At 64.5% G+C, this 17971-nt stretch carries 21 protein-coding genes and 1 pseudogene; 13 read left to right on the forward strand and 9 right to left on the reverse strand.

Going from position 1 to position 17971, the window contains the following annotated elements; translation table 11 throughout:
• Nucleotides 1-115 precede the first annotated feature (115 nt).
• Nucleotides 116-556 carry a lipid-binding SYLF domain-containing protein gene (locus tag NKI19_RS05345; protein WP_292662068.1) on the forward strand — a complete coding sequence of 147 codons (441 nt, stop codon included), beginning with the start codon at nt 116-118 and terminating at the stop codon, nt 554-556.
• Nucleotides 557-574: 18 nt separating this feature from the next.
• Here the strand turns inward: NKI19_RS05345 and NKI19_RS05350 are convergent, their stop codons facing one another.
• Nucleotides 575-1207 carry a TetR/AcrR family transcriptional regulator gene (locus tag NKI19_RS05350; protein WP_352564183.1) on the reverse strand — a complete coding sequence of 211 codons (633 nt, stop codon included), beginning with the start codon at nt 1205-1207 and terminating at the stop codon, nt 575-577.
• A 703-nt stretch (nt 1208-1910) separates the two neighbouring features.
• Here NKI19_RS05350 and NKI19_RS05355 point away from each other — a divergent pair.
• Genes NKI19_RS05355 through NKI19_RS05365 form a run of 3 tightly spaced genes read left to right on the forward strand, consistent with a single transcriptional unit; the run spans nt 1911 to nt 5694 of the window.
• Nucleotides 1911-2396 carry a (2Fe-2S)-binding protein gene (locus NKI19_RS05355; protein WP_352489999.1) on the forward strand — a complete coding sequence of 162 codons (486 nt, stop codon included), beginning with the start codon at nt 1911-1913 and terminating at the stop codon, nt 2394-2396.
• Entirely contained in the window at nt 2393-3376 is a 984-nt protein-coding gene (locus NKI19_RS05360) for an FAD binding domain-containing protein (protein ID WP_352564184.1), read from the forward strand. Before NKI19_RS05355 ends, NKI19_RS05360 begins: the two co-directional genes overlap by 4 nt.
• Nucleotides 3373-5694 (forward strand): xanthine dehydrogenase family protein molybdopterin-binding subunit, encoded by a 2322-nt coding sequence (locus NKI19_RS05365; RefSeq protein ID WP_352564186.1) that lies wholly within the window; start codon nt 3373-3375, stop codon nt 5692-5694. Before NKI19_RS05360 ends, NKI19_RS05365 begins: the two co-directional genes overlap by 4 nt.
• A gap of 347 nt (nt 5695-6041) precedes the next feature.
• Here NKI19_RS05365 and NKI19_RS05370 read toward each other — a convergent pair whose 3' ends face one another.
• Nucleotides 6042-7052, reverse strand: a complete 1011-nt coding sequence (locus NKI19_RS05370; RefSeq protein WP_352564187.1) for a zinc-dependent alcohol dehydrogenase family protein — start codon at nt 7050-7052, stop codon at nt 6042-6044.
• A gap of 105 nt (nt 7053-7157) precedes the next feature.
• On the opposite strand from NKI19_RS05370, the gene NKI19_RS05375 reads away from it, so the two are divergent.
• A complete protein-coding gene (locus tag NKI19_RS05375) occupies nt 7158-8087 on the forward strand; it encodes a LysR family transcriptional regulator (RefSeq protein ID WP_352501246.1) in 930 nt (309 codons plus the stop codon).
• Nucleotides 8088-8213: 126 nt separating this feature from the next.
• Here the strand turns inward: NKI19_RS05375 and NKI19_RS05380 are convergent, their stop codons facing one another.
• Nucleotides 8214-8984 carry a slipin family protein gene (locus NKI19_RS05380; RefSeq protein WP_023680344.1) on the reverse strand — a complete coding sequence of 257 codons (771 nt, stop codon included), beginning with the start codon at nt 8982-8984 and terminating at the stop codon, nt 8214-8216.
• On the reverse strand, nt 8981-10372 hold the full coding sequence (locus NKI19_RS05385; RefSeq protein WP_352564189.1) for an NfeD family protein: 1392 nt from the start codon (nt 10370-10372) through the stop codon (nt 8981-8983). The genes NKI19_RS05380 and NKI19_RS05385 overlap by 4 nt, the downstream gene beginning before the upstream one ends.
• 88 nt (nt 10373-10460) lie before the next feature.
• Here NKI19_RS05385 and NKI19_RS05390 point away from each other — a divergent pair.
• Nucleotides 10461-10588: pseudogene (locus NKI19_RS05390) on the forward strand (HAD family hydrolase); the annotation flags it as partial.
• 73 nt (nt 10589-10661) lie between these two features.
• Here the strand turns inward: NKI19_RS05390 and NKI19_RS05395 are convergent.
• The 3 genes from NKI19_RS05395 to NKI19_RS05405 all read right to left on the reverse strand — a co-directional run bounded on the left by NKI19_RS05395 (nt 10662) and on the right by NKI19_RS05405 (nt 11957).
• Nucleotides 10662-10949: a hypothetical protein gene (locus tag NKI19_RS05395; RefSeq protein WP_352564190.1), complete on the reverse strand. Its 288-nt coding sequence runs from the start codon at nt 10947-10949 to the stop codon at nt 10662-10664.
• 69 nt (nt 10950-11018) lie between these two features.
• The gene (locus tag NKI19_RS05400) at nt 11019-11516 is read right to left on the reverse strand and encodes an RES family NAD+ phosphorylase (protein ID WP_352564523.1); all 498 of its coding nucleotides are present in this window, start codon (nt 11514-11516) and stop codon (nt 11019-11021) included.
• Nucleotides 11517-11609: 93 nt separating this feature from the next.
• Entirely contained in the window at nt 11610-11957 is a 348-nt protein-coding gene (locus tag NKI19_RS05405) for an antitoxin Xre/MbcA/ParS toxin-binding domain-containing protein (protein WP_023680350.1), read from the reverse strand.
• Between the two features lie 482 nt (nt 11958-12439).
• On the opposite strand from NKI19_RS05405, the gene NKI19_RS05415 reads away from it, so the two are divergent.
• A complete protein-coding gene (locus NKI19_RS05415) occupies nt 12440-12949 on the forward strand; it encodes a hypothetical protein (protein WP_352564192.1) in 510 nt (169 codons plus the stop codon).
• Nucleotides 12939-13148: a hypothetical protein gene (locus NKI19_RS05420; protein ID WP_352564194.1), complete on the forward strand. Its 210-nt coding sequence runs from the start codon at nt 12939-12941 to the stop codon at nt 13146-13148. Before NKI19_RS05415 ends, NKI19_RS05420 begins: the two co-directional genes overlap by 11 nt.
• A gap of 22 nt (nt 13149-13170) precedes the next feature.
• Here the strand turns inward: NKI19_RS05420 and NKI19_RS05425 are convergent, their stop codons facing one another.
• On the reverse strand, nt 13171-13935 hold the full coding sequence (locus NKI19_RS05425; protein WP_352541187.1) for a pseudouridine synthase: 765 nt from the start codon (nt 13933-13935) through the stop codon (nt 13171-13173).
• A gap of 115 nt (nt 13936-14050) precedes the next feature.
• Here NKI19_RS05425 and NKI19_RS05430 point away from each other — a divergent pair, with 115 nt between their 5' ends.
• On the forward strand, nt 14051-14641 hold the full coding sequence (locus NKI19_RS05430) for a DUF922 domain-containing Zn-dependent protease (RefSeq protein ID WP_352564196.1): 591 nt from the start codon (nt 14051-14053) through the stop codon (nt 14639-14641).
• Between the two features lie 91 nt (nt 14642-14732).
• Here NKI19_RS05430 and NKI19_RS05435 read toward each other — a convergent pair whose 3' ends face one another.
• Entirely contained in the window at nt 14733-15476 is a 744-nt protein-coding gene (locus tag NKI19_RS05435) for an SDR family oxidoreductase (protein ID WP_352490020.1), read from the reverse strand.
• 344 nt (nt 15477-15820) lie between these two features.
• Between NKI19_RS05435 and NKI19_RS05440 the strand changes: the two genes are divergently transcribed.
• The 4 genes from NKI19_RS05440 (at nt 15821) to arsC (ending at nt 17969) form a co-directional block, all read left to right on the forward strand.
• Nucleotides 15821-16444, forward strand: a complete 624-nt coding sequence (locus tag NKI19_RS05440; RefSeq protein WP_352490022.1) for an NAD(P)H-dependent oxidoreductase — start codon at nt 15821-15823, stop codon at nt 16442-16444.
• A 70-nt stretch (nt 16445-16514) separates the two neighbouring features.
• Complete coding sequence (locus NKI19_RS05445; protein WP_352490024.1) at nt 16515-16847, forward strand: ArsR/SmtB family transcription factor; 333 nt, start codon at nt 16515-16517, stop codon at nt 16845-16847.
• A 16-nt stretch (nt 16848-16863) separates the two neighbouring features.
• Entirely contained in the window at nt 16864-17550 is a 687-nt protein-coding gene (locus NKI19_RS05450) for an aquaporin (protein WP_352490026.1), read from the forward strand.
• Nucleotides 17547-17969, forward strand: coding sequence for an arsenate reductase (glutaredoxin) (gene arsC, locus NKI19_RS05455; RefSeq protein WP_352490028.1), 423 nt, complete (start codon nt 17547-17549; stop codon nt 17967-17969). Before NKI19_RS05450 ends, arsC begins: the two co-directional genes overlap by 4 nt.
• The last annotated feature ends 2 nt before the right edge of the window (nt 17970-17971 follow it).

A 17971-nucleotide genomic window follows, 5' to 3' on the forward strand; every position in this document is an offset into this window, starting at 1 on the left:
ATTCAGGCCGCGCGCTTGGAACCAATGACGGGCGAGACTGTTCAGCTATGACTTTGATCCGACGCTGGCGTGCCCGGCCCGGTTGGGCATGCGGCGATCTTGAGGAGTTCTCATCATGAAGATTTCGTCCAGATTTCGTTCAGTCGTGGTTGCCGTCATCACTGCGGCGGCAGTTAGCTTTGCCAGCGTCGCGCATGCCGACAGCGGTACGATCCGCTTCGCCGTCTACAAGGCGGCCTTCTTCATCGGCGGCTCCGGAGGCGAGGGCACACTGACCTTCCATGGTCGCCGATATCCCATCTCGGTCGGCGGCATCTCGGGCGGCCTCGCCTTCGGCGCCTCCAAGACCTATTTCAAAGGTACCGTGCGCCACATACGCCGCGCCCGGGACGTGACGGGTGTGTACGGTGCAGCGGGCGGTGGCGGCGCGCTCGGCAAAGGGGCCCAGGTGATCGTCATGACCAATGACAAGGGTGCCCAACTCGAACTCACGGGCAGGCAGGTAGGCCTGCAGGTCAATGCCGATCTCAGCGGTATGAGCATCTCGCTGAAATAACGACAGTCCCTACATTCGTCATTCCCTGGATGGGCCGGATTTGGCCGCTCCAAACCGCAGCCCATCCATCAGCAGCGACACCAACCGGCGCGAGCGGTCGCGCCAGTCCTTGGTGTCCGGGGCCGAATAGATGCCGCCCAGCGCATGCAGCACGTCGGAGGCATCGACGTCGCCGCGGATCGAGCCGTCGGCGACCGCGGCATCGATCAGCCGCCGCAAGGCGAGCGTCACCCTGCCCGAAACGTCGGAGAACAGGGTTGAGTTGGTCGTGAGCAGGATGCGCAGGCTTGTCGACAACCCGCGCTTGGTGGCGATGTAGTCGATGAAGCGCTGCATCCATTGTTCGAGCGCCATGTCGGGCGCATGATCGTGGGCGAGTTCGTCGGCCGCCTGGCACAGTCCTTCCACTTCGCGCCGGTAGACCACCTCAACCAGATGCTCGCGGGTTGGAAAATGGCGATAGAGCGTGCCGATGCCGACGCCGGCCTGGCGCGCAATCTCCTCCAGCGAGGCATCTACGCCGTGCGCGGCAAAGGCTTTTGCCGCGACCTCGACCAGCGCGTCGCGGTTGCGCTGCGCATCGGCGCGCAGCGGTTTTGCAACAGCGGCTTCGGCCTTGTCTCCAGGTATCACGGGCGGCTCCGCGGCCAATTTTTTCTCCAGTGTCGATCCGAAGCATAACTGGATAGGCAGCCCCCGTTTCAACAACGCGGACGCTTCCACCTTCGTTACGTCTCCGACAAATATAATCGCAAGTAAATATAATCACGAGATCGAGTCTGGGCCGGTATTCCGGCAGGCGAGGCATCTTGCCCGCCTCCGGTGAACGACCGGTGGATGACGACGGAGGATATTTCCTCGCGGCCGGCACTCCTCATCTGTTCGGCCGATGCCGTGGGGCAAAAATGAGCCGACATTGAGCACGATCCCCTCAGGATCATTGGACTGTCCTGCCCCTACAGACAGTTCAGAGAGCACCACCGGCTTGGGCCGGTGGTGCTTTTTTGTCTCCAGGCATGACGGCTGGCTGCCCTGCCAATTTCTCCAATTTCGATCAATTTCGATCCTGGGCTTGAACAGGGCGGGGCAGGCCCTTAGGTAATAAGCGGAGGCGCCTCCGATTGTGGAGCGCCTTTCTCATGTAATCACGGGATCGGGGTATGTCACGTCTTTCGACCTCACAAGCCGCGGCCTTCCCCGAGGTCGCACCAAGTCAGGCGGACCCCCTCTGCCCTGCCGGGCATTTCCCCCAAGGGGAAGATAGCCTTCACCTAGCCATAAGCTGACCTTGCCGCTCGCCGGCCGGGCACCAGATCATCCCCTTCCGCGTCAAGCAACTGGAGCCAGACGCCCCATGACAAGCAAAACCCGAACTCCAATCCAACTTCGAATCAACGGACATCGACATGAGCTGGAGGTCGAACCGCGCGTTACCCTGCTCGACGCCTTGCGCGACCATCTCGGGCTGACCGGCACCAAGAAGGGCTGCGACCAGGGCCAGTGCGGCGCCTGCACCGTTCATATCGACGGCCAGCGCGTGCTGGCCTGCCTGACGCTTGCCACTCAGGCTGAAAGCAGGGACATCACCACCATCGAAGGGCTTGCCGGGGAGGATGGCACGCTGCATGCGGTGCAGGCCGCCTTCCTCGAACAGGATGCCTTCCAGTGCGGCTATTGCACGCCGGGCCAGATCATGTCGGCGGTCGCCTGCATTCGCGAAGGCCATGCCGGCTCGGATGAGGAGATCCGCGAATACATGGCCGGCAATCTCTGCCGCTGCGGCGCCTATCCGCATATCGTCGCCGCCGTGCGCCAGGTGGCCATGGAGGCCGCGTCATGAGGGACTTTTCGTATCTCCGCGCCGGCTCCGTCGATGCAGCCCGTGAGGCAGCAGCACTTCCCGGCGCCATGCTTCTGGCCGGCGGCACGACGCTTGTCGATCTCGCGAAATGCGGCGTTGCCGAACCCGAGACCGTGGTCGACATCACCCATCTCAAAGGACTGGACACGATTGCCGTTGATGACCGGGGCGCCACGATCGGCGCGCTGGCCAGGATGAGCCGCGTCGCCGACCATGCCGATATCAAGAGCCGGTTCCCCGCAGTCTCGGAAGCATTGTGGCAGGCGGCATCGGCGCAGCTGCGCAACATGGCGACGATCGGCGGCAATCTGATGCAGCGTGCACGCTGCCCCTATTTCCGCGATCCGGCGAATTTCCCCGCCTGCAACAAGCGCTCGCCCGGCAGCGGCTGCTCGGCGATTGGCGGCGTCACCCGCGGCCATGCCGTGCTCGGCACCAGCGAGGCCTGCGTCGCCACCTATCCCGGCGACCTGGCGGTTGCACTCGTCGCCTTCGACGCGATTGTCCATCTCGGCGACCGTCAGATCGCCGTCGATGATTTTTTCCTGTTGCCGGGCAGCACGCCCGAAAGGGAGCATGCGATTGAGCCCGGCGAGATGATCACCGCGATCGGCATTCCCGCTTCGGCGGCCGCCCGCCGCTCGACCTATCTCAAGGTCCGCGACCGCCAGTCCTATGAATTCGCCGCGGCAAGTGCCGCGGTCGGCATCGAATTCGAGGCCGACGGAAGGACGATCCGCGATCTGCGCGTCGCGCTTGGCGGCGTCGCCACCAAGCCATGGCGCGCCCTTGCCGTCGAAGAGGCGCTGAAAGGCAAAGTGCTCGAGCCGGAGGTCGTCAGGCAAGCCAGCCTGCTCGCCGTCGAGGGCGCCGTCGACCGTGGCGCCAACCACTACAAGATCGAACTGGCGCCGCGCGTCGTCGCCCGCGCCATCCTCAAAATGGGAGAAACGGCATGACCGTTCACGAGTTGAGAACAAGACCCGGCGATGCCAAACGCGGCGACGCTTCGGACGGTGCCGTCCTCGCCGATCAGGTCGGCGGTCGGCTGTCGCGCGTCGACGGCCCGGCCAAGATCACCGGTGCCGCCAAATACGCCGTCGAGCAGCAGCTCGAGGGGCTCACCCATGCGGTGCTGGTCGAGAGCACCATTGCCGCCGGCCGGGTGCGTTCGATCGACACGGCCGCGGCCAAGGCGTCGCCCGGCGTGCTGCTGGTGCTGACGCCCGACAATATCCTGCCGCTGAGAACCGCAACGGACTGGCTGGGCACGCCGCCGCCGGACGTCGCCTATTGCCCGCTGGCGCGCGACATCACCTTCAGCGGCCAGCATGTCGCGGCGGTGGTGGCCGAGAGTTTCGAGCAGGCGGTCGCCGCCGCGGCGCTGGTCAAGGTCGCCTATGACGAGGCGCCGGCGATCGTCGACCTCAGCGATCCAAAGGCCGGCGACGGCATCCCCGTCGATGCGATGACCAAGGAATGGGGCGAGGCGGAGACAGCGTTCGCCTCGGCTCCGGTCAGGATCTGCAACGCCTACAACACGCCGCGCGAATACCAGGCGCCGATGGAGCCGCATGGCCTGATCGCAAAGTGGCAGGGCGACCAGCTGACGGTCTGGGAGCCGAGCCAATGGCTCGACGGCATGGCGCGGACCTATGCCGAATGGTTCGGCGTGCCGTTCGAGAATGTACGACTGGTCTCGCCCTATATTGGTGGCGGCTTCGGCTCCAAGGCGTTTGCCTATGGCTACGGCGCTGTAGCGGCAGTCGCCGCGAAAATGCTGGGGCGGCCGGTGAAGCTGGCGGTCACCAGGCCGCAGACCTTCACCGCCTATGGCGGACGGGCGGCGACGCGCCAGACCGTGGCGCTCGGCGCCAACGCGGAGGGCCAGATCCAGTCGATCGTGCATCGCGGCGTCAACGAGACCTCGGTCGACGGCATGTGGGTCGAGCCGCTCGGCTCGGTCACCTCGGTCATGTACGCGACGCCGAATTTCTCGTCGCGGCAGAACGTCGTGCGGGTCAACACGGTGGTGCCGGGGGCATTGCGCGCGCCGGGCGAGAACCCGAGCGCCTTCGGCATCGAAAGCGCCATCGACGAGCTCGCCTATGAGGTCGGTATCGATCCGCTGGAAATCCGGCTCAGGAACTATGCCGAGCAGGACCCGCATGCGAAGAAGCCGTGGTCGACACGGCAGCTGCGTGAGGCCTTTGCGGCCGGCGCCGAAGCCTTTGGCTGGTCGAAGCGGAACCCCCGGCCGCGTTCGATGCGCGACGGCAACCAGCTGATCGGCTGGGGTGTCGCGGCAGGTACCTATCCGGTGCGGCGCGCCTATGGCGAGGCGGTCGTGCGTATTCTCGCCGACGGCTCGGTCGAGGTCGAAAGCTCATCGATCGACATGGGGCAGGGCACCTACACGATCCTGGCGCAGACCGCCGCCGAGGTGGTGGGCGTGCCGGCGGAAAACGTCGTCGTCAAACTTGGCGATTCCCGCTATGCCCGTGCCGGCGTCACCGGCGGTTCGCGGCTGGCCGGGGTGATGACCGGCGCCGTCCACAAGGCGGCGAGTGCCGCGCTCGACCAACTGATCGGGCTCGCCATCAGCGATCCGGCTTCGCCGTTCCATGCGCTGCAGGCCAACACGCTCGTCGTCGCCAATGGCCGCATCGCCTCGCCGCGCGGCAACGGCCCTGAAGTTTCCATCGCCGAACTGCTCAGAAGCGTCGGGCGCGAGCATATCGAGGCGAAGGGCGACACCATGCCGGCCAATTCGACGGTCGAGGACCGCTACAAGAACTACACCACCATAGCCATGGCGCTGCCGCACACCGAGGGCGACTATTCCCGCCACAGCTGGTGCGCGCATTTCATCGAAGTGCGTGTCGACGAGGACTTTGGAACGGTTCGCGTCTCCCGCGTGGTGTCGGCGCTGGATTCGGGCCGGCTCTACAATCCCAAGCTCGCCGAAAGCCAATGGAAGGGCGGCATCATCATGGGCATTGGCCAGGCGCTGCTCGAGGAGGGCATCGTCGACCGCCGGCATGGGCGCATCGTCAACAACAATCTCGCCGACTATCTCATCGCCACCAATGCCGACATTCCCGACATCGAGGTGATCTCGGTCGGTATTCCCGATCCGCATTCCTCGGCGCTTGGCGGCAAGGGGGTCGGCGAGCTGGGCATTGTCGGCGTGGCGCCGGCGATCGCCAACGCGGTATTCCACGCCACCGGGAAACGGATGCGGGACCTGCCGATCACGCTGGAGAAGCTGATTTAGGCGGAGGTTGGGACTGTCGGCGCATTGGCGATTGTCAAAAGCCGAGGTGACGACCGATCTCCCCGCCAGAGGCAGGGCAATCGCATTTGGATTCTTACGAAGATGGACCCCCACCCTAACCCTCCCCACAAGGGGGAGGGAACGCTGCCGCCCGCCCTTACTTCCCCTTTTGGCGCCGAAAGGCAGGCAATTTGCCGAGGTCAGCGCCAACGAAAGTCTCCCTCCCCCTTGTGGGGAGGGGCTAGGGGTGGGGGTACGTCGTAGAGCGAAAGCCTCGGCTTTCCATCTGCGATAGCCCTGCCGCCAGAGGGGAGATCGGCAGCTTCGACGCTTTGCCTTTTTCAGGCTCACCACGACAGACTGAATGCAAGCTTGCCGAAATGCCGGCCGCCGGCCGCCATATGGGCGTAGGCCTCGGTCGCCTGGTGCTGGCTGTAGACCGTGTCGATGACCGGATCGATACGGGCGGCGCCGATGGCCCGCGCCGCGTCGCGCAGGTCGGATACCGAACCGGTGTTGTTGCCCACCACCTTGAGTGCCTTGATGATGATCGGCAGCAGGTTCGTGGTGGCCTCGGCGCCGGTGACGAAGCCGATGGCGAACACCGTGCCGCCGGGCGCCGCGGCATTGATGGAGCGGGCGAAGGTCGCCGCGCCGCCGGTTTCGACGATCAGATCGGCGCCGAGCCCGTCGGTCAACTCGAGCACCTTGGCGTCCCAGTCCGGCGTCTCACGATAATTAATGAGATGATCCGCACCCAAGGCCTTGGCGCGGGCCAGCTTTTCGTCAGACGACGAGGTGATGATGACCGTGGCGCCGGCTGCCTTGGCCAGCTGCAGGGTCAGGATCGAGACACCGCCGGTACCGAGCAGGACGACGACCGACCCCGGCCCGGCATCGGCGGCGCGAAGCGCATTCCACGCGGTGGTGCCGGCGATCGGCAGCGTCGCTGCCGCTTCGAAGGACAGATGCGCCGGCATCGGCACGACGGCATCGGCCGGCAGCGCGACGTATTCGGCGAGCGAGCCGGGCAGTGTCAGCCCGCGCATCTCTCTGGTCTCGTAAGGCCGCGGACGGCCGCCGATCCAGCGCGGTTTTGCATGGGCGATGACGCGGTCGTTGATGGCGAGCCTCGACACGCCCTCGCCGATGCCGACGATCTCGCCGGCGCCGTCGACGACGGGAATGAGCGGAAAGCTCGGACCTGGATAGTTGCCGCTCGCTATCGCGACATCGACAAAATTGAGGCTTGCGGCGCGCAGGCGGATCAGCACTTCGCCGCGCTGCGGTTCAGGCGTGGGAACGGTGGCCGCGCGAAACGCGTCCAGTCTCGGGGCAGTCAGTTCGATCGCTTTCATGTCTCACTCCGGTTGATGGCCGATTGACGGGCCGGGATTGAGTGAAACTAGCTGCTGCGCTATTGGTATATAATCCTTGTGTTTTACATTTGAGCTCTGCGCCTGATGCAGCAATCGCACGAACCGGCAGCATTGGTCGAAATGGCCGCCTTCGCGGCCATCGCCGAAGCACGCTCCTTCACCAAGGCGGCTGCTCGCATCGGCCGCGACGCGACGATCCTGTCGCGGCGCCTTGCCTCGCTGGAAGAGCGGTTGGGCGTGCGCCTGCTGCACCGGACGACACGAAGCGTGTCGCTGACCGAGGCGGGTTCGGAATTTCTCGTTCGCGTCCGCGCCATCCTGGCTGCGGTCGACGAGGCCGAGGCTGCCGCGTCGGCGCATGCCGGCGGCGGGCCGCGCGGCGTGCTGCGGCTGGCGCTGCCCGGCTCGTTCGGGCGCATGTGGATCGGCCCGCTGCTGCCGCAGTTTCTCGCCGAATTTCCCGATGTCCGTATCGAGGCCGAGTTCTCCAACCGCTTCGTAGATCTCGTCGCCGAGAATTTCGATGTCGCCGTGCGTCTCGGCGCGCTGGAGGATTCGCGGCTGGTGGCGCGCAAGGTCGCTACACGGCGGCGGCTGCTGTGCGCCGCGCCGTCCTACCTCGCCCGCCGGGGCACGCCGACTGAACCTGAAGCACTGCTGGAACACAGTTGCCTGGGCTTCTCAGGCTTCCAGACCTTTCCGGCCTGGGAGATGACCGACAGTTCGGGCCGTCGCGTCAGTATCGAGGTCTCCGGGCCGCTGGTCACCGATGATGCCGAGGTACTGGTCGAAGCCGCCGTGCAAGGCGTCGGACTGATGATGAGCACGGATTGGCTGGTCGGACGCGAGCTCGCCGACGGCCGTCTGGTGCCAGTGCTGGAGGACTGGACGCTTGCCGACGAGGGCGCCGTCTATGTCGTCATGCCTTCGGCCAAGGGGCAAGCCGCCAAGACACGTGCCTTCGCCGACTGGATCGGCAAACGCTTTGCGCCGGTCCCGCCGTGGCGGAGGTGAGGGTGGGTCGCGGCGCGTGGAGCGTCAGCGCCGTCTCTCGTAGAGGAAGGCGTCGGCGATCTATGTGAGACGACCCCCTCTGGCCGCTTCGCGGCCATCTCCCTCTCGAGGGGGGAGATTACGCGCTCAGCCGCCTCCGCCTCCACCACCCTGCTTGATGAAATGACCGAGCAGATCCATCGGCACCGGAAACACGACCGTCGACGAGCGTTCACCGGCGATGTCATGGAGAGCCTCGAAATAGCGTAGCTGCATGGCCTGCGGTGCTTCGGCCAGCATCTTGCCGGCCTCGACGAGCTTTGCCGCCGCCTGCTGTTCGCCGTCGGCATTGATCACTTTCGCACGCCGCAGCCGTTCCGCCTCGGCCTGCTTGGCGATGGCGCGGACCATGTTCTCGTTGAGGTCGACATGCTTGATCTCGACATCGGAGACCTTGATGCCCCAGGCATCGGTGCGCTGGTCGAGAATCTCCTGGATATCGCTGTTGAGCTTGTCACGTTCGGCCAGCATTTCATCGAGCTCATGCTTGCCGAGCACCGAGCGCAACGTGGTCTGTGCCAGCTGGTTGGTGGCGGTCATGAAGTCTTCAACCTGGATCACCGCCCGCTCGGCGTCGACGATACGAAAATACAGCACCGCGTTGACCTTCACCGAGACGTTGTCGCGCGAGATCACGTCCTGCGGCGGGACGTCCTGGACCACCACTCGCAAGTCGACCTTCACCATCTGCTGCACGAAGGGGATGAGGATGATAAGGCCGGGGCCCTTGACCCCGGTGAAGCGGCCGAGCGTGAAGACCACGCCGCGCTCATATTCCCGCAGGATGCGAATGGCCGCGGATAGGAACATGACCACGACGAGCGCTGCTGCCAGATAGGCCACATAACCGATGATCATTGCCTTGCTCCATCGCTTCTCACATTGCGGCGCCGTATCGTCAGCACAAGATCCCTGACATCGGCCACCTCGACGCTGTCGCCCACTGCAAGCGGTTCGTCGGCTTTTGCCCGCCAGCGCTCGCCCCGGGCGAGCACGTGGCCCTCGCTGCCCTGCCAGTCGAGAACCTTCGCCGGCAGCCCATGCATGGCCTGTGCGCCAACACGCGGAACGTTCTTGCGGGCCGCCCACAGATAACTGCCGGTCAACAGCGCCAGGCCGAGCGTCAGGACGGCGGCGGTGCCGATAACGGCCCACGACATCTCGAAGCCGGGCCCCTCGATCCTGAGCAGCATGGCTGCGCCCAGCAGAAACGCAGCCACGCCTCCCAGCCCAAGGACCACAGTCGGGTTCAAGGCTTCGACGACCAGGAAGATGATGCCAAGCAGCATCAAGGCAAGGCCGGCATAGCTGATCGGCAGGAGATTGAGCGCATAGAGTCCGAGCAGAAGGCAAATCGTGCCGATCACGCCGGGCGCGACCGCGCCCGGGCTCGTGAATTCGAAGACGAGGCCATAGACGCCGACCAGCATCAGGATGACGGCAATATTCGGGTCCGTGATGACGGCGAGAAGCCGGATGAGCCAGCCTGGCTCGAGCGTTTCGACCGGCAGCCCCTTCGTCGCCAATGCCTCTTTTTTGCCGGCGATCTCGACGGTCCGGCCGTCGGCCAGTTGAAGCAGTTCGGTGGTGTCGCGGGCGACGAAGTCGATGACATGCTGCTGCAGCGCCGCGCCGGCCGACAGGCTGGCCGCCTCGCGCACGGCCTTTTCTCCCCATTCGGCATTGCGCCCGCGCAATTCAGCCAGGCTGCGGATCAGGGCAACGGCATCGTTCGTCGCCTTGGCGATCATCGCATCGCCCGCGGGTGCGTTCTTCTTGTCCTTGTCCGCCTCCGGGCCATCGTTCTTGCCGCCGGGAAACGATGGCAGCGGCCCGCCCATCTCGATCGGCGTTGCCGCGCCCAGATTGGTGCCGGGCGCCATCGCCGCCAGATGGGTGGCGTAGAGGATGTAGGTTCCGGCGCTCGCCGCGTGCCCGCCGGCGGGCGCGACATAGCCGATGACGGGAACCGGCGAGGCGAGAATGCCGGCGATCATCTCGCGCATGCTGGTGACCAGCCCGCCGGGCGTGTCCATCTGCAGGATGAGAGCCTGGGCATTTCGGTCCGCGGCCACCGCCAGCGCTTCCTCGAGCTGCCTGGCACTCGCCGGACCGATGGCGCCGTCTATCTCGACGCGCAGCACAATTTTCTGCCGGCCGTCCGCCTCTCCGGTTGCGGAAGAGGGACAAACGGCCGCAACAGCCACGAAAGCCGCGGCAAGCAGGACCGCACGCGCGAGTTTCACGCTCAAAGCTCCACATCTAGGAATATGGGCTGGATTTTGCCGAAATCCATGACGCGGCGCGCGGCGGGTGACGCATCGCACCGTCCTGCTGGGCGTCGGCCTGCTCAGCGGCGGCTATGGCACCGAGGAGCTCCGCCAATCGGGCGCGTTTCGCGTCTATGAAGATCCAGACGACACGCTGCGCGCCATGTCGACGAAGTCGGCGGCCGCACATGAAGGCGACGGCGGGCTGTCGCCGTCATTCGATCACACCTATGTCTCTTGCGCATTGGAGCCATCTAGCGGGCTTCTATTGCGCGACGTCCTCCTGGGTTGTCTGTTCCTGGATTCGGGCGGGTGCCCCGAGACACTGATCGTAGCCGATGGTGCAATTATTCAGACATTCGTTGCGTCCCTTGATGGATCTGACGCTATTGTAGTCGATCGGCACAGCCTGGCATTTCTTCTGGCACGCCTGGTCCTTCTCGGCGCAATTCGTGCCGTGGCCCTTGGGGTACTTCTTCGTCGTCGCTTCAGCGTTCAATGGCATCACGGCCAGCAGCGCCAGCAGCGTCGGTATCAGTCGGAGCATACGCATGGATCCTCCCTTGCGCGTTAGACCTCTGCACTTGGAGGCAATGTTAGCGCGCCACTTCCGCTGGCCGCATCACCCGAGCGGGGGATGGACGGCAGCTGGGCCGCCGCTAGCCCAGGCAATTTCCCCGTGATCGGTTCTGCTCGTCATCGCGCCGGCCGGCAGCCGATCACAAAACGCGACGACGTTCAGGCAGTCATATCGCGCGCTGGGCACGATCAGACCGTCATAATCGAGGAAATGCGCGGCCTCGCCGATGTCTTGCGACCTCGGATATTCGGCGTGCTTTTCCTGATACGAAAGCTGCCCGTAGCGCGCGGTGTCGAGGCCAAGGGTCTGCAAGGCTGCCAGGTCGAGCAGTCTGAGCGTCCGGTCCAAAGCAAGATCGATCTCGAAGAGATTGTATCTGACGCGCGAAGGGATCACTGGCTGCCCCCGCGTCAAGTGGAATCTCATCTCGCTCAAGGCACCTTCGCGCTCTTGCGAGGTGTAGAGCACGTCGAACGTCCCATCGTCCCAACGGCCGCCGGAGTTCGAGCACTGGATCGGGCTGCGGCCCTGGCGCACCACACGCCAAACCGTTCCGGAGTATTCGACCGGAACTATTGCCTCGATAGCGTCGATGAGCCGGCTATCGCGTCGTTTCCGCCCGGCGATCGCCAACTAGAGAAAGACCTCGTTCTCAAGCCGGTCGATGACTTTGAGCACGTCGAGAGCACGGTCGTCGTGAATGAGATCGATTGCTCTTTCGCCGTTCAATTGCGGGTGGCGAGCGTAAAGCCAGGTGCGGATATCGCTTGGCTCGTAGAATTCCTGCAGTCGGCCGACGATATAGTGCAGGTCTGATAGAATGAGCTCGCTGCGCGGCTGGGGCTTGATGTCGCCGGCCTTCCACCTCGAAACCGTGGCCTTGGACACGTCGGTGATATTTGCAATATCGGTTCCCTTGAGACCGCCAAACGTGCCCAATTCGTCCAGGAATCTGGGGACCGCCCGCAACGCCGTGCTCATGCTTTTCTCTCCGGCTGCCGAGCCACTTCGCGTCGGACCAGCCCTTCAATTGCGCTGTCGCATTTCGGTTTCATAAAAGGAAAATATGAAACAGGAATGTTAATGTCAATCACCCGTTCGGTGCGAAGGCCCCTGGAGCCAGCACTTCAGGCCTGAAGTAGCGCCAGCTCTTCGGCGCTCAGATGGCGTGCCTTGCCTTTGGCAAGCTCGCCGAGCTGCAATTGGCCGATCGCCACCCGCACCAGGCGCAGCACCTACGATATCGTAGGCGCCAAGCAGCCGGCGGATGTGGCGGTTGCGGCCCTCGTCGAGCACGATCTCCAGCCAGGCGGTGCTGGTGCCGCTTCCACTCGATCGAAAATCAATCGCCTGAATTGCTACAGCGCCCTGGTGTCGCCGGTAATGCCACGGGACAATTTGTTTTGTATAGTCCTTGATGCCACGTGGCCGACGATGGTTCGATGACTTGGGAAGGGAAGATCATGCGAAGCGCATTGGCGAAATTCGTCGTGGCGGGTTGCGTCGCCGCTCAGGTCGTCCTGCAAGCGGCGCAGCCGGCGTTTGCCGCGCCGTGCGGCTGGACGGCGAAACTGGAGGAAGAGGAGGGCGGCAAAGTGCTGATGGCGTCGGTCTGCGGCGGATCGAATGGCGGCGCCCAGCTGACGCTGGCCTGTTTCGGCAAGCCGACGCTGAGCTATGATTTGGGCGACAGCGGTCCGCAACTGGAACCCGGCATCGCTTCGTTCGCGTTCAAGGCCGGCGGCAAAGCGGTGACCAAGACGCTTCAACTCGAAGAAATGTACAACACCTTCACCGTGGAATTGAGCAGCACCGACCCGCTGTTGGCCCTGCTGCGCTCCAAGGGCGAGGTCACGGTCGCCTCGGGCAAATATGGCGAGAACAGCTTTCCGCTTGCCGGCTCATCCGCCGCCATCGGCAAGGTGCTGGCCCAGTGCGGCAAAGCCAAGGCTTCTTCCGACAATGAAGATTGATGAACCCCTCACACTTCGATTTGAATCACGCGAGACGTTGGTTGCGAAGATAGAGCGTGATCCCGCTAACCTCGATCCCTGGACAGGGCTTGTCGAACTGGAGGCCGAGGAAAGCAGCCTGGACACCGCGGTGTCAGTTCTCTTGCGGGCAATTGATGCTGTATCCGACAGGGAACAGCTTTGGCGGGCAGCTGCCTGACTGTCGAGTCGCCGCCAGCAGTTCAGGCCTGAAGCAGCGCCTGCTCTTCCGCGCTCAGATGGCGTGCCTTGCCTTTGGCAAGGTCGCCGAGTTGCAGAGATCCGATCGCGATCCGCACCAGGCGCAGCACCTCGATATCATGGGCGGCGAGCAGCCGGCGGATATGGCGGTTGCGGCCCTCGTCGAGCACGATTTCCAGCCAGGCGGTGCTGGTGCCGCCGCGCAGCAACTCGATCGAGCGGGCCGCCAGCAATTCTCCGTCGACGGTCGCGCCGGCGCGCAACCGCGCCAGCATGGCCTCGTCGGGCAGCGCGCCGATCTGCACGTGATAGGTCTTGGCGACATGCGAGGCGGGATCGAGCAGGCGCTGCGCGAAGCGCGTGTCGTTGGTCATCAACAGCAGGCCTTCGCTGGCCTTGTCGAGGCGGCCGACGGGCGAGACGAAAGGCAGGTCGAGGCCTGCCAGGCAATCATAGACGGTGCCGCGGTCCTGCGGGTCGTCACGGGTGGTGACCAGCCCGCGCGGCTTGTTGAGCATCAGATAGACCTTGCGCTCGGCGGCGACGCGGCGGCCGTCGACCTCGATGCGATCGCGGCCTGGATCGACGCGAATCGAGCCGTTGCGCACGATCTTGCCGGCGACCCGCACGCGCCCCTCGGAAACCAGAAGCTCGGCCTGCTTGCGCGAGCACAGGCCAAGCTTCGACAGCGCGCGACAGAGGCTGACGCCGGGAGGCTGGGCCCCGGGGGCAGGGCGTTGCCGGGCAATGTTCGGTCGCGGCGACATGATGTTGCCTGTGGATTCTTGTATACGAGCATCCCACTATAGCCGGCCGCCGGCTATGTCCACGGAAGGGAACTGCATATCGTTTGCGTCGTGCGCAGCGGCTGCGAGGACTTGCATGAAAACAGCCATTCGCCTTTGCCTGCTGCTCGCCTTGTTGCCGACATCGCCGGCGCATGCCGGCTGGCAGGCAGTCGAAAAGGTCGAGACCTATGCCATCTCAGGGCAATCCGGCCCGGAGCTCTATGCCTCGATCGGCGGGCGCGGACCGCTGCTCGGCGAACGCCGCGTCATCGCGCATACCAATTTCAAGCTGACCTGGGTGAGGGACTACCAGCCGCAAGGCGACGCCTGCGTGCTGGTGTCGGCGCGACCGAAGCTGATCATTACCTACACCTTGCCGAAGCCGGCCGCGCGGCTGCCGGGCGCCATCCAGAAGAACTGGGAGGTTTTCGCAGCCGGCCTCGCCGCCCACGAGAAGGTGCACGGCGCCAGCATCGTCGACATGGTGCACAAGATCGAGACGGCCACCATCGGCCTGACCGTCGCCGATGACCGTGGCTGCAGCAAGATCAGGACCGAAGTGACGAGACGGCTCGCCGGAATCTCGCAGGCACAGCGGCAGGCGAGCCGCGATTTCGACCGGGTCGAATTCGGCCCGGGCGGCAAGCTGCGGCAGCTTGTGTTCACGCTGATGACCGGGGGATAGTCGAAGCGGGGCAAGGTTGGCGGGACAGCACCGCCCCCTGTCCTGCCGGACAGAGGGGGCGGCGCAGCGCATCGACGTCTGCAGGCTGACCTCATGCCTGCTCGGTCGGATAGAGCGTCAGGATGTTGACGTTGACCCGTGGCGGCTGGCTCACTGCATAAAGGATGGCGGCGGCGATGTCCTCGCTTTCCAGCTGCTCCATGTCGCCCAGCCTTTCCTCGACCGCCTGGCGCACATCGGCGCGCATGTTGCGGGTGAACTCGGTCTTGACCGCGCCCGGTTCTATGCAGGTCACGCGGACGCCGTCCTTGCCGATCTCGCGGCGCAGTGACTCCGCCATCGCGCTCACCGCATGCTTGGTGCCGGAATAGACGACCGAAGGGTGGATGTAACGGCCGGTACCGGACGAGACGACGACGATGTGGCCGGCGCCTTGCCGCTGCATCGACGGCAGTGCAGCATGGATCGGATAAAGCAGGCCGAGAATGTTGACGTCGACCATCCGGCGGTATTCTTCCGGCGTCGTATTGCGGAACGGCGCGGCGACGCCGACGCCGGCAACCGCAAGCAGCATGTCGAGCCGGCCGTACTCCTGCTGGACCCGTTCGACCATCGCCGTGGCTTGCGTTTCGTCGGTGACGTCGACGGCAATCGGCAGTGCTGCGCTGCCGGTCTCACGGATCCGCCTCGCCAGATCGTCCAGGCGCTCAGCGCGCCGCGCGGCAATCGCCAGCGTGGCGCCCTCGGCCGCCAGCGCCAAGGCGGTGGCCTCGCCGATGCCGGAGGAGGCGCCCGTCACCAAGGCGATCTTGCCGCTCAGTTTTCCTGTCCGCATCTTTTTCTCTCCTGACGCTTTGAACACGCCGTGAAGCTAGGGCGCAGGCTTTCGGGCAACAATGCTGATCGAAAACCGAATCCACTCTTGGGGTTCGTGGGCTCAATACGCGGCAGTGCCCGCTCCCCGCAGAGTACCGCAAGGCATGCGGGACAGTGCCCTCCGGCAAGCCCATGTGTGCGCAATTTCCTTTGAGCTAACGAGCGGGCCTTGACGTGACTGGAGCTGTTGCGTCTTGATACGGGGGCTGCGGGGTCTCGCATGAAAACAGCTGATCGACTATGTCTGCAGGTAGCTTGTTTGCGGGCGACGCGCTTGCATGCAATCTCGCGACCGAGCGCAAGATGAAGGTCCTCGTCGTCTATTGCCATCCCTGCACCGATAGCTTCAACGGCGCCGTGCGCGATACGGTGCTGGAGACGCTTGCCGAAAGCGGCCATCAGGTCCACCTGCTCGACCTCTATGCGACCGGCTTCGATCCGGTCATGCGGACCGAGGAATGGCGCGGTTACCACGACAAGGCGGAAAACCTGCAACCGGTGCACGAACACGCGCAGGAACTGCTCTGGGCGGAGGCGGTCGTCTTCATCTATCCGACCTGGTGGTACGGCCTGCCGGCGATGCTGAAGGGCTGGCTGGAGCGTGTGCTGGTGCCGGGCTTCGCTTTCGAGATGCCGACCGCAGAACGCGGTCCGCGGCCCAAATTGCGGCACATACGCCGGGTGATGGCAATGACCACATGCGGCGCCACGCCGCTGATGTCGTGGATCATGGGACAGCCCGGCCGGCGGACCCTGCTGCGCGGCTTCCGCTCCGTCTGCCATCCGCTGTGCCGGACCAAATTCCTGGCGCTCTACCGGATGGACAGCGTCTCGGCCGCCGGACGCCAGGCGCATCTGCAGCGGGTCAGGAAAGCGGTTGCCGGCCTTGGCCGCGCTGATGCGGTCGCCGCCACAGTGCCTGGCTGATTTGGCTCGAGCAGCCGCCGACAAGGCGGCGTAAGTTGACTTTCTTCGTCATTTCTGGAATCTTAGAAATATGGATAAGACACTCGCCCTTTCGGCGCTTGCCGCGCTCGGCCAGGAAACCCGGCTGGACGTTTTTCGCCTTTTGGTGCGGGCCGGTGCCGAGGGCGTGGCTGCGGGCGAGATCGCCTCGCGGCTCGCCGCGTTCCCGAATACGATGTCGGCCCATCTCAAGATCCTGTCGCATGCCGGCCTGGTGCGGACCGAACGCGAGGGCCGCAGCGTGCGCTATTTCGCCGATATGACCGGCTTTCGCGATCTGCTGGCCTACCTCATGGAGGACTGCTGCAACGGCGCGCCGGAACTTTGCCAGCCTGTCATCCAGGCGGTGACCTGCAACTGCTAAGGGGAGGAGGTTCGTCTTGGTCAATCTGTCACGCCGCCTTGTTCCCGAGGCCCTCGGCACGGCTCTGCTGGTCGCCACCGTGGTCGGTTCCGGCATCATGGCTGACAGGCTGAGCAGCGATGTCGCCGTCTCCCTGCTCGGCAACACCTTGCCGACCGGGGCGATCCTGGTCGTGCTCATCACCATATTCGGGCCGATATCCGGAGCGCACTTCAACCCGGCTGTGACGCTGGTATTCGCGCTTCGACGCGAGATCGAAACGAACGCAGCGCTGGCTTACGTCGCCGCCCAGATTGCCGGCGGCATTGCTGGAACGTTGCTCGCGCATGCGATGTTCGAACTGCCGATCCTGCAAGTGTCGGCGACGGTGCGGACCGGAAGCGGGCAATGGATTGCGGAAGTGGTCGCCGCCTTCGGGCTGGTCTTCACCATCCTCGCCGGCTTGCGTTGCCGTCCGGATTCTATCCCCTGGCTGGTCGGGCTCTATATCACCGCTGCCTATTGGTTCACCGCATCGACATCCTTCGCCAATCCAGCCGTCGCCATCGCCCGTGCGTTCTCCAACACTTTTGCCGGCATCCGCCCCGCCGATCTGCCGGGCTTCATCGCCGCCGAACTTTTGGGCGCGTTGCTCGCCATGGCATTGGCAGGGTGGCTGCTCGCCCAACCGAAACCAGTCGGACAGATGAAAGCTGCGCAATGACCATCACCATCTACCACAACCCCGATTGCGGCACCTCGCGCAACACGCTGGCCATGATCAGGCAGTCCGGCGAGGAGCCTGAGGTGGTCGAATATCTGAAAAACCCGCCGTCGCGCGAAAAGCTCGTCGAGCTGATCGCAGCGATGGGCATGACGCCGCGCCAATTGCTGCGCGAAAAGGGCACGCCCTATGCCGAACTCGGCCTGGCCGACCCGAAGTGGAGCGACGACGAGATCCTCGATTTCATGCTGGCGCATCCGATCCTGATCAACCGGCCGATCGTGGTGACGCCGCTCGGCACCGTGCTTGCCCGACCCTCCGAAGCCGTACTCGATATCCTGCCCAATCCGGATATCGGCCCGTTCACCAAAGAGGACGGCGAGGTTGTCATCGACGCCAGCGGCAAGCGCGTCGCCTAGAG

Origin of the sequence: Mesorhizobium sp. M0751, assembly GCF_040320265.1 — a bacterium.
Lineage (GTDB): Bacteria > Pseudomonadota > Alphaproteobacteria > Rhizobiales > Rhizobiaceae > Mesorhizobium.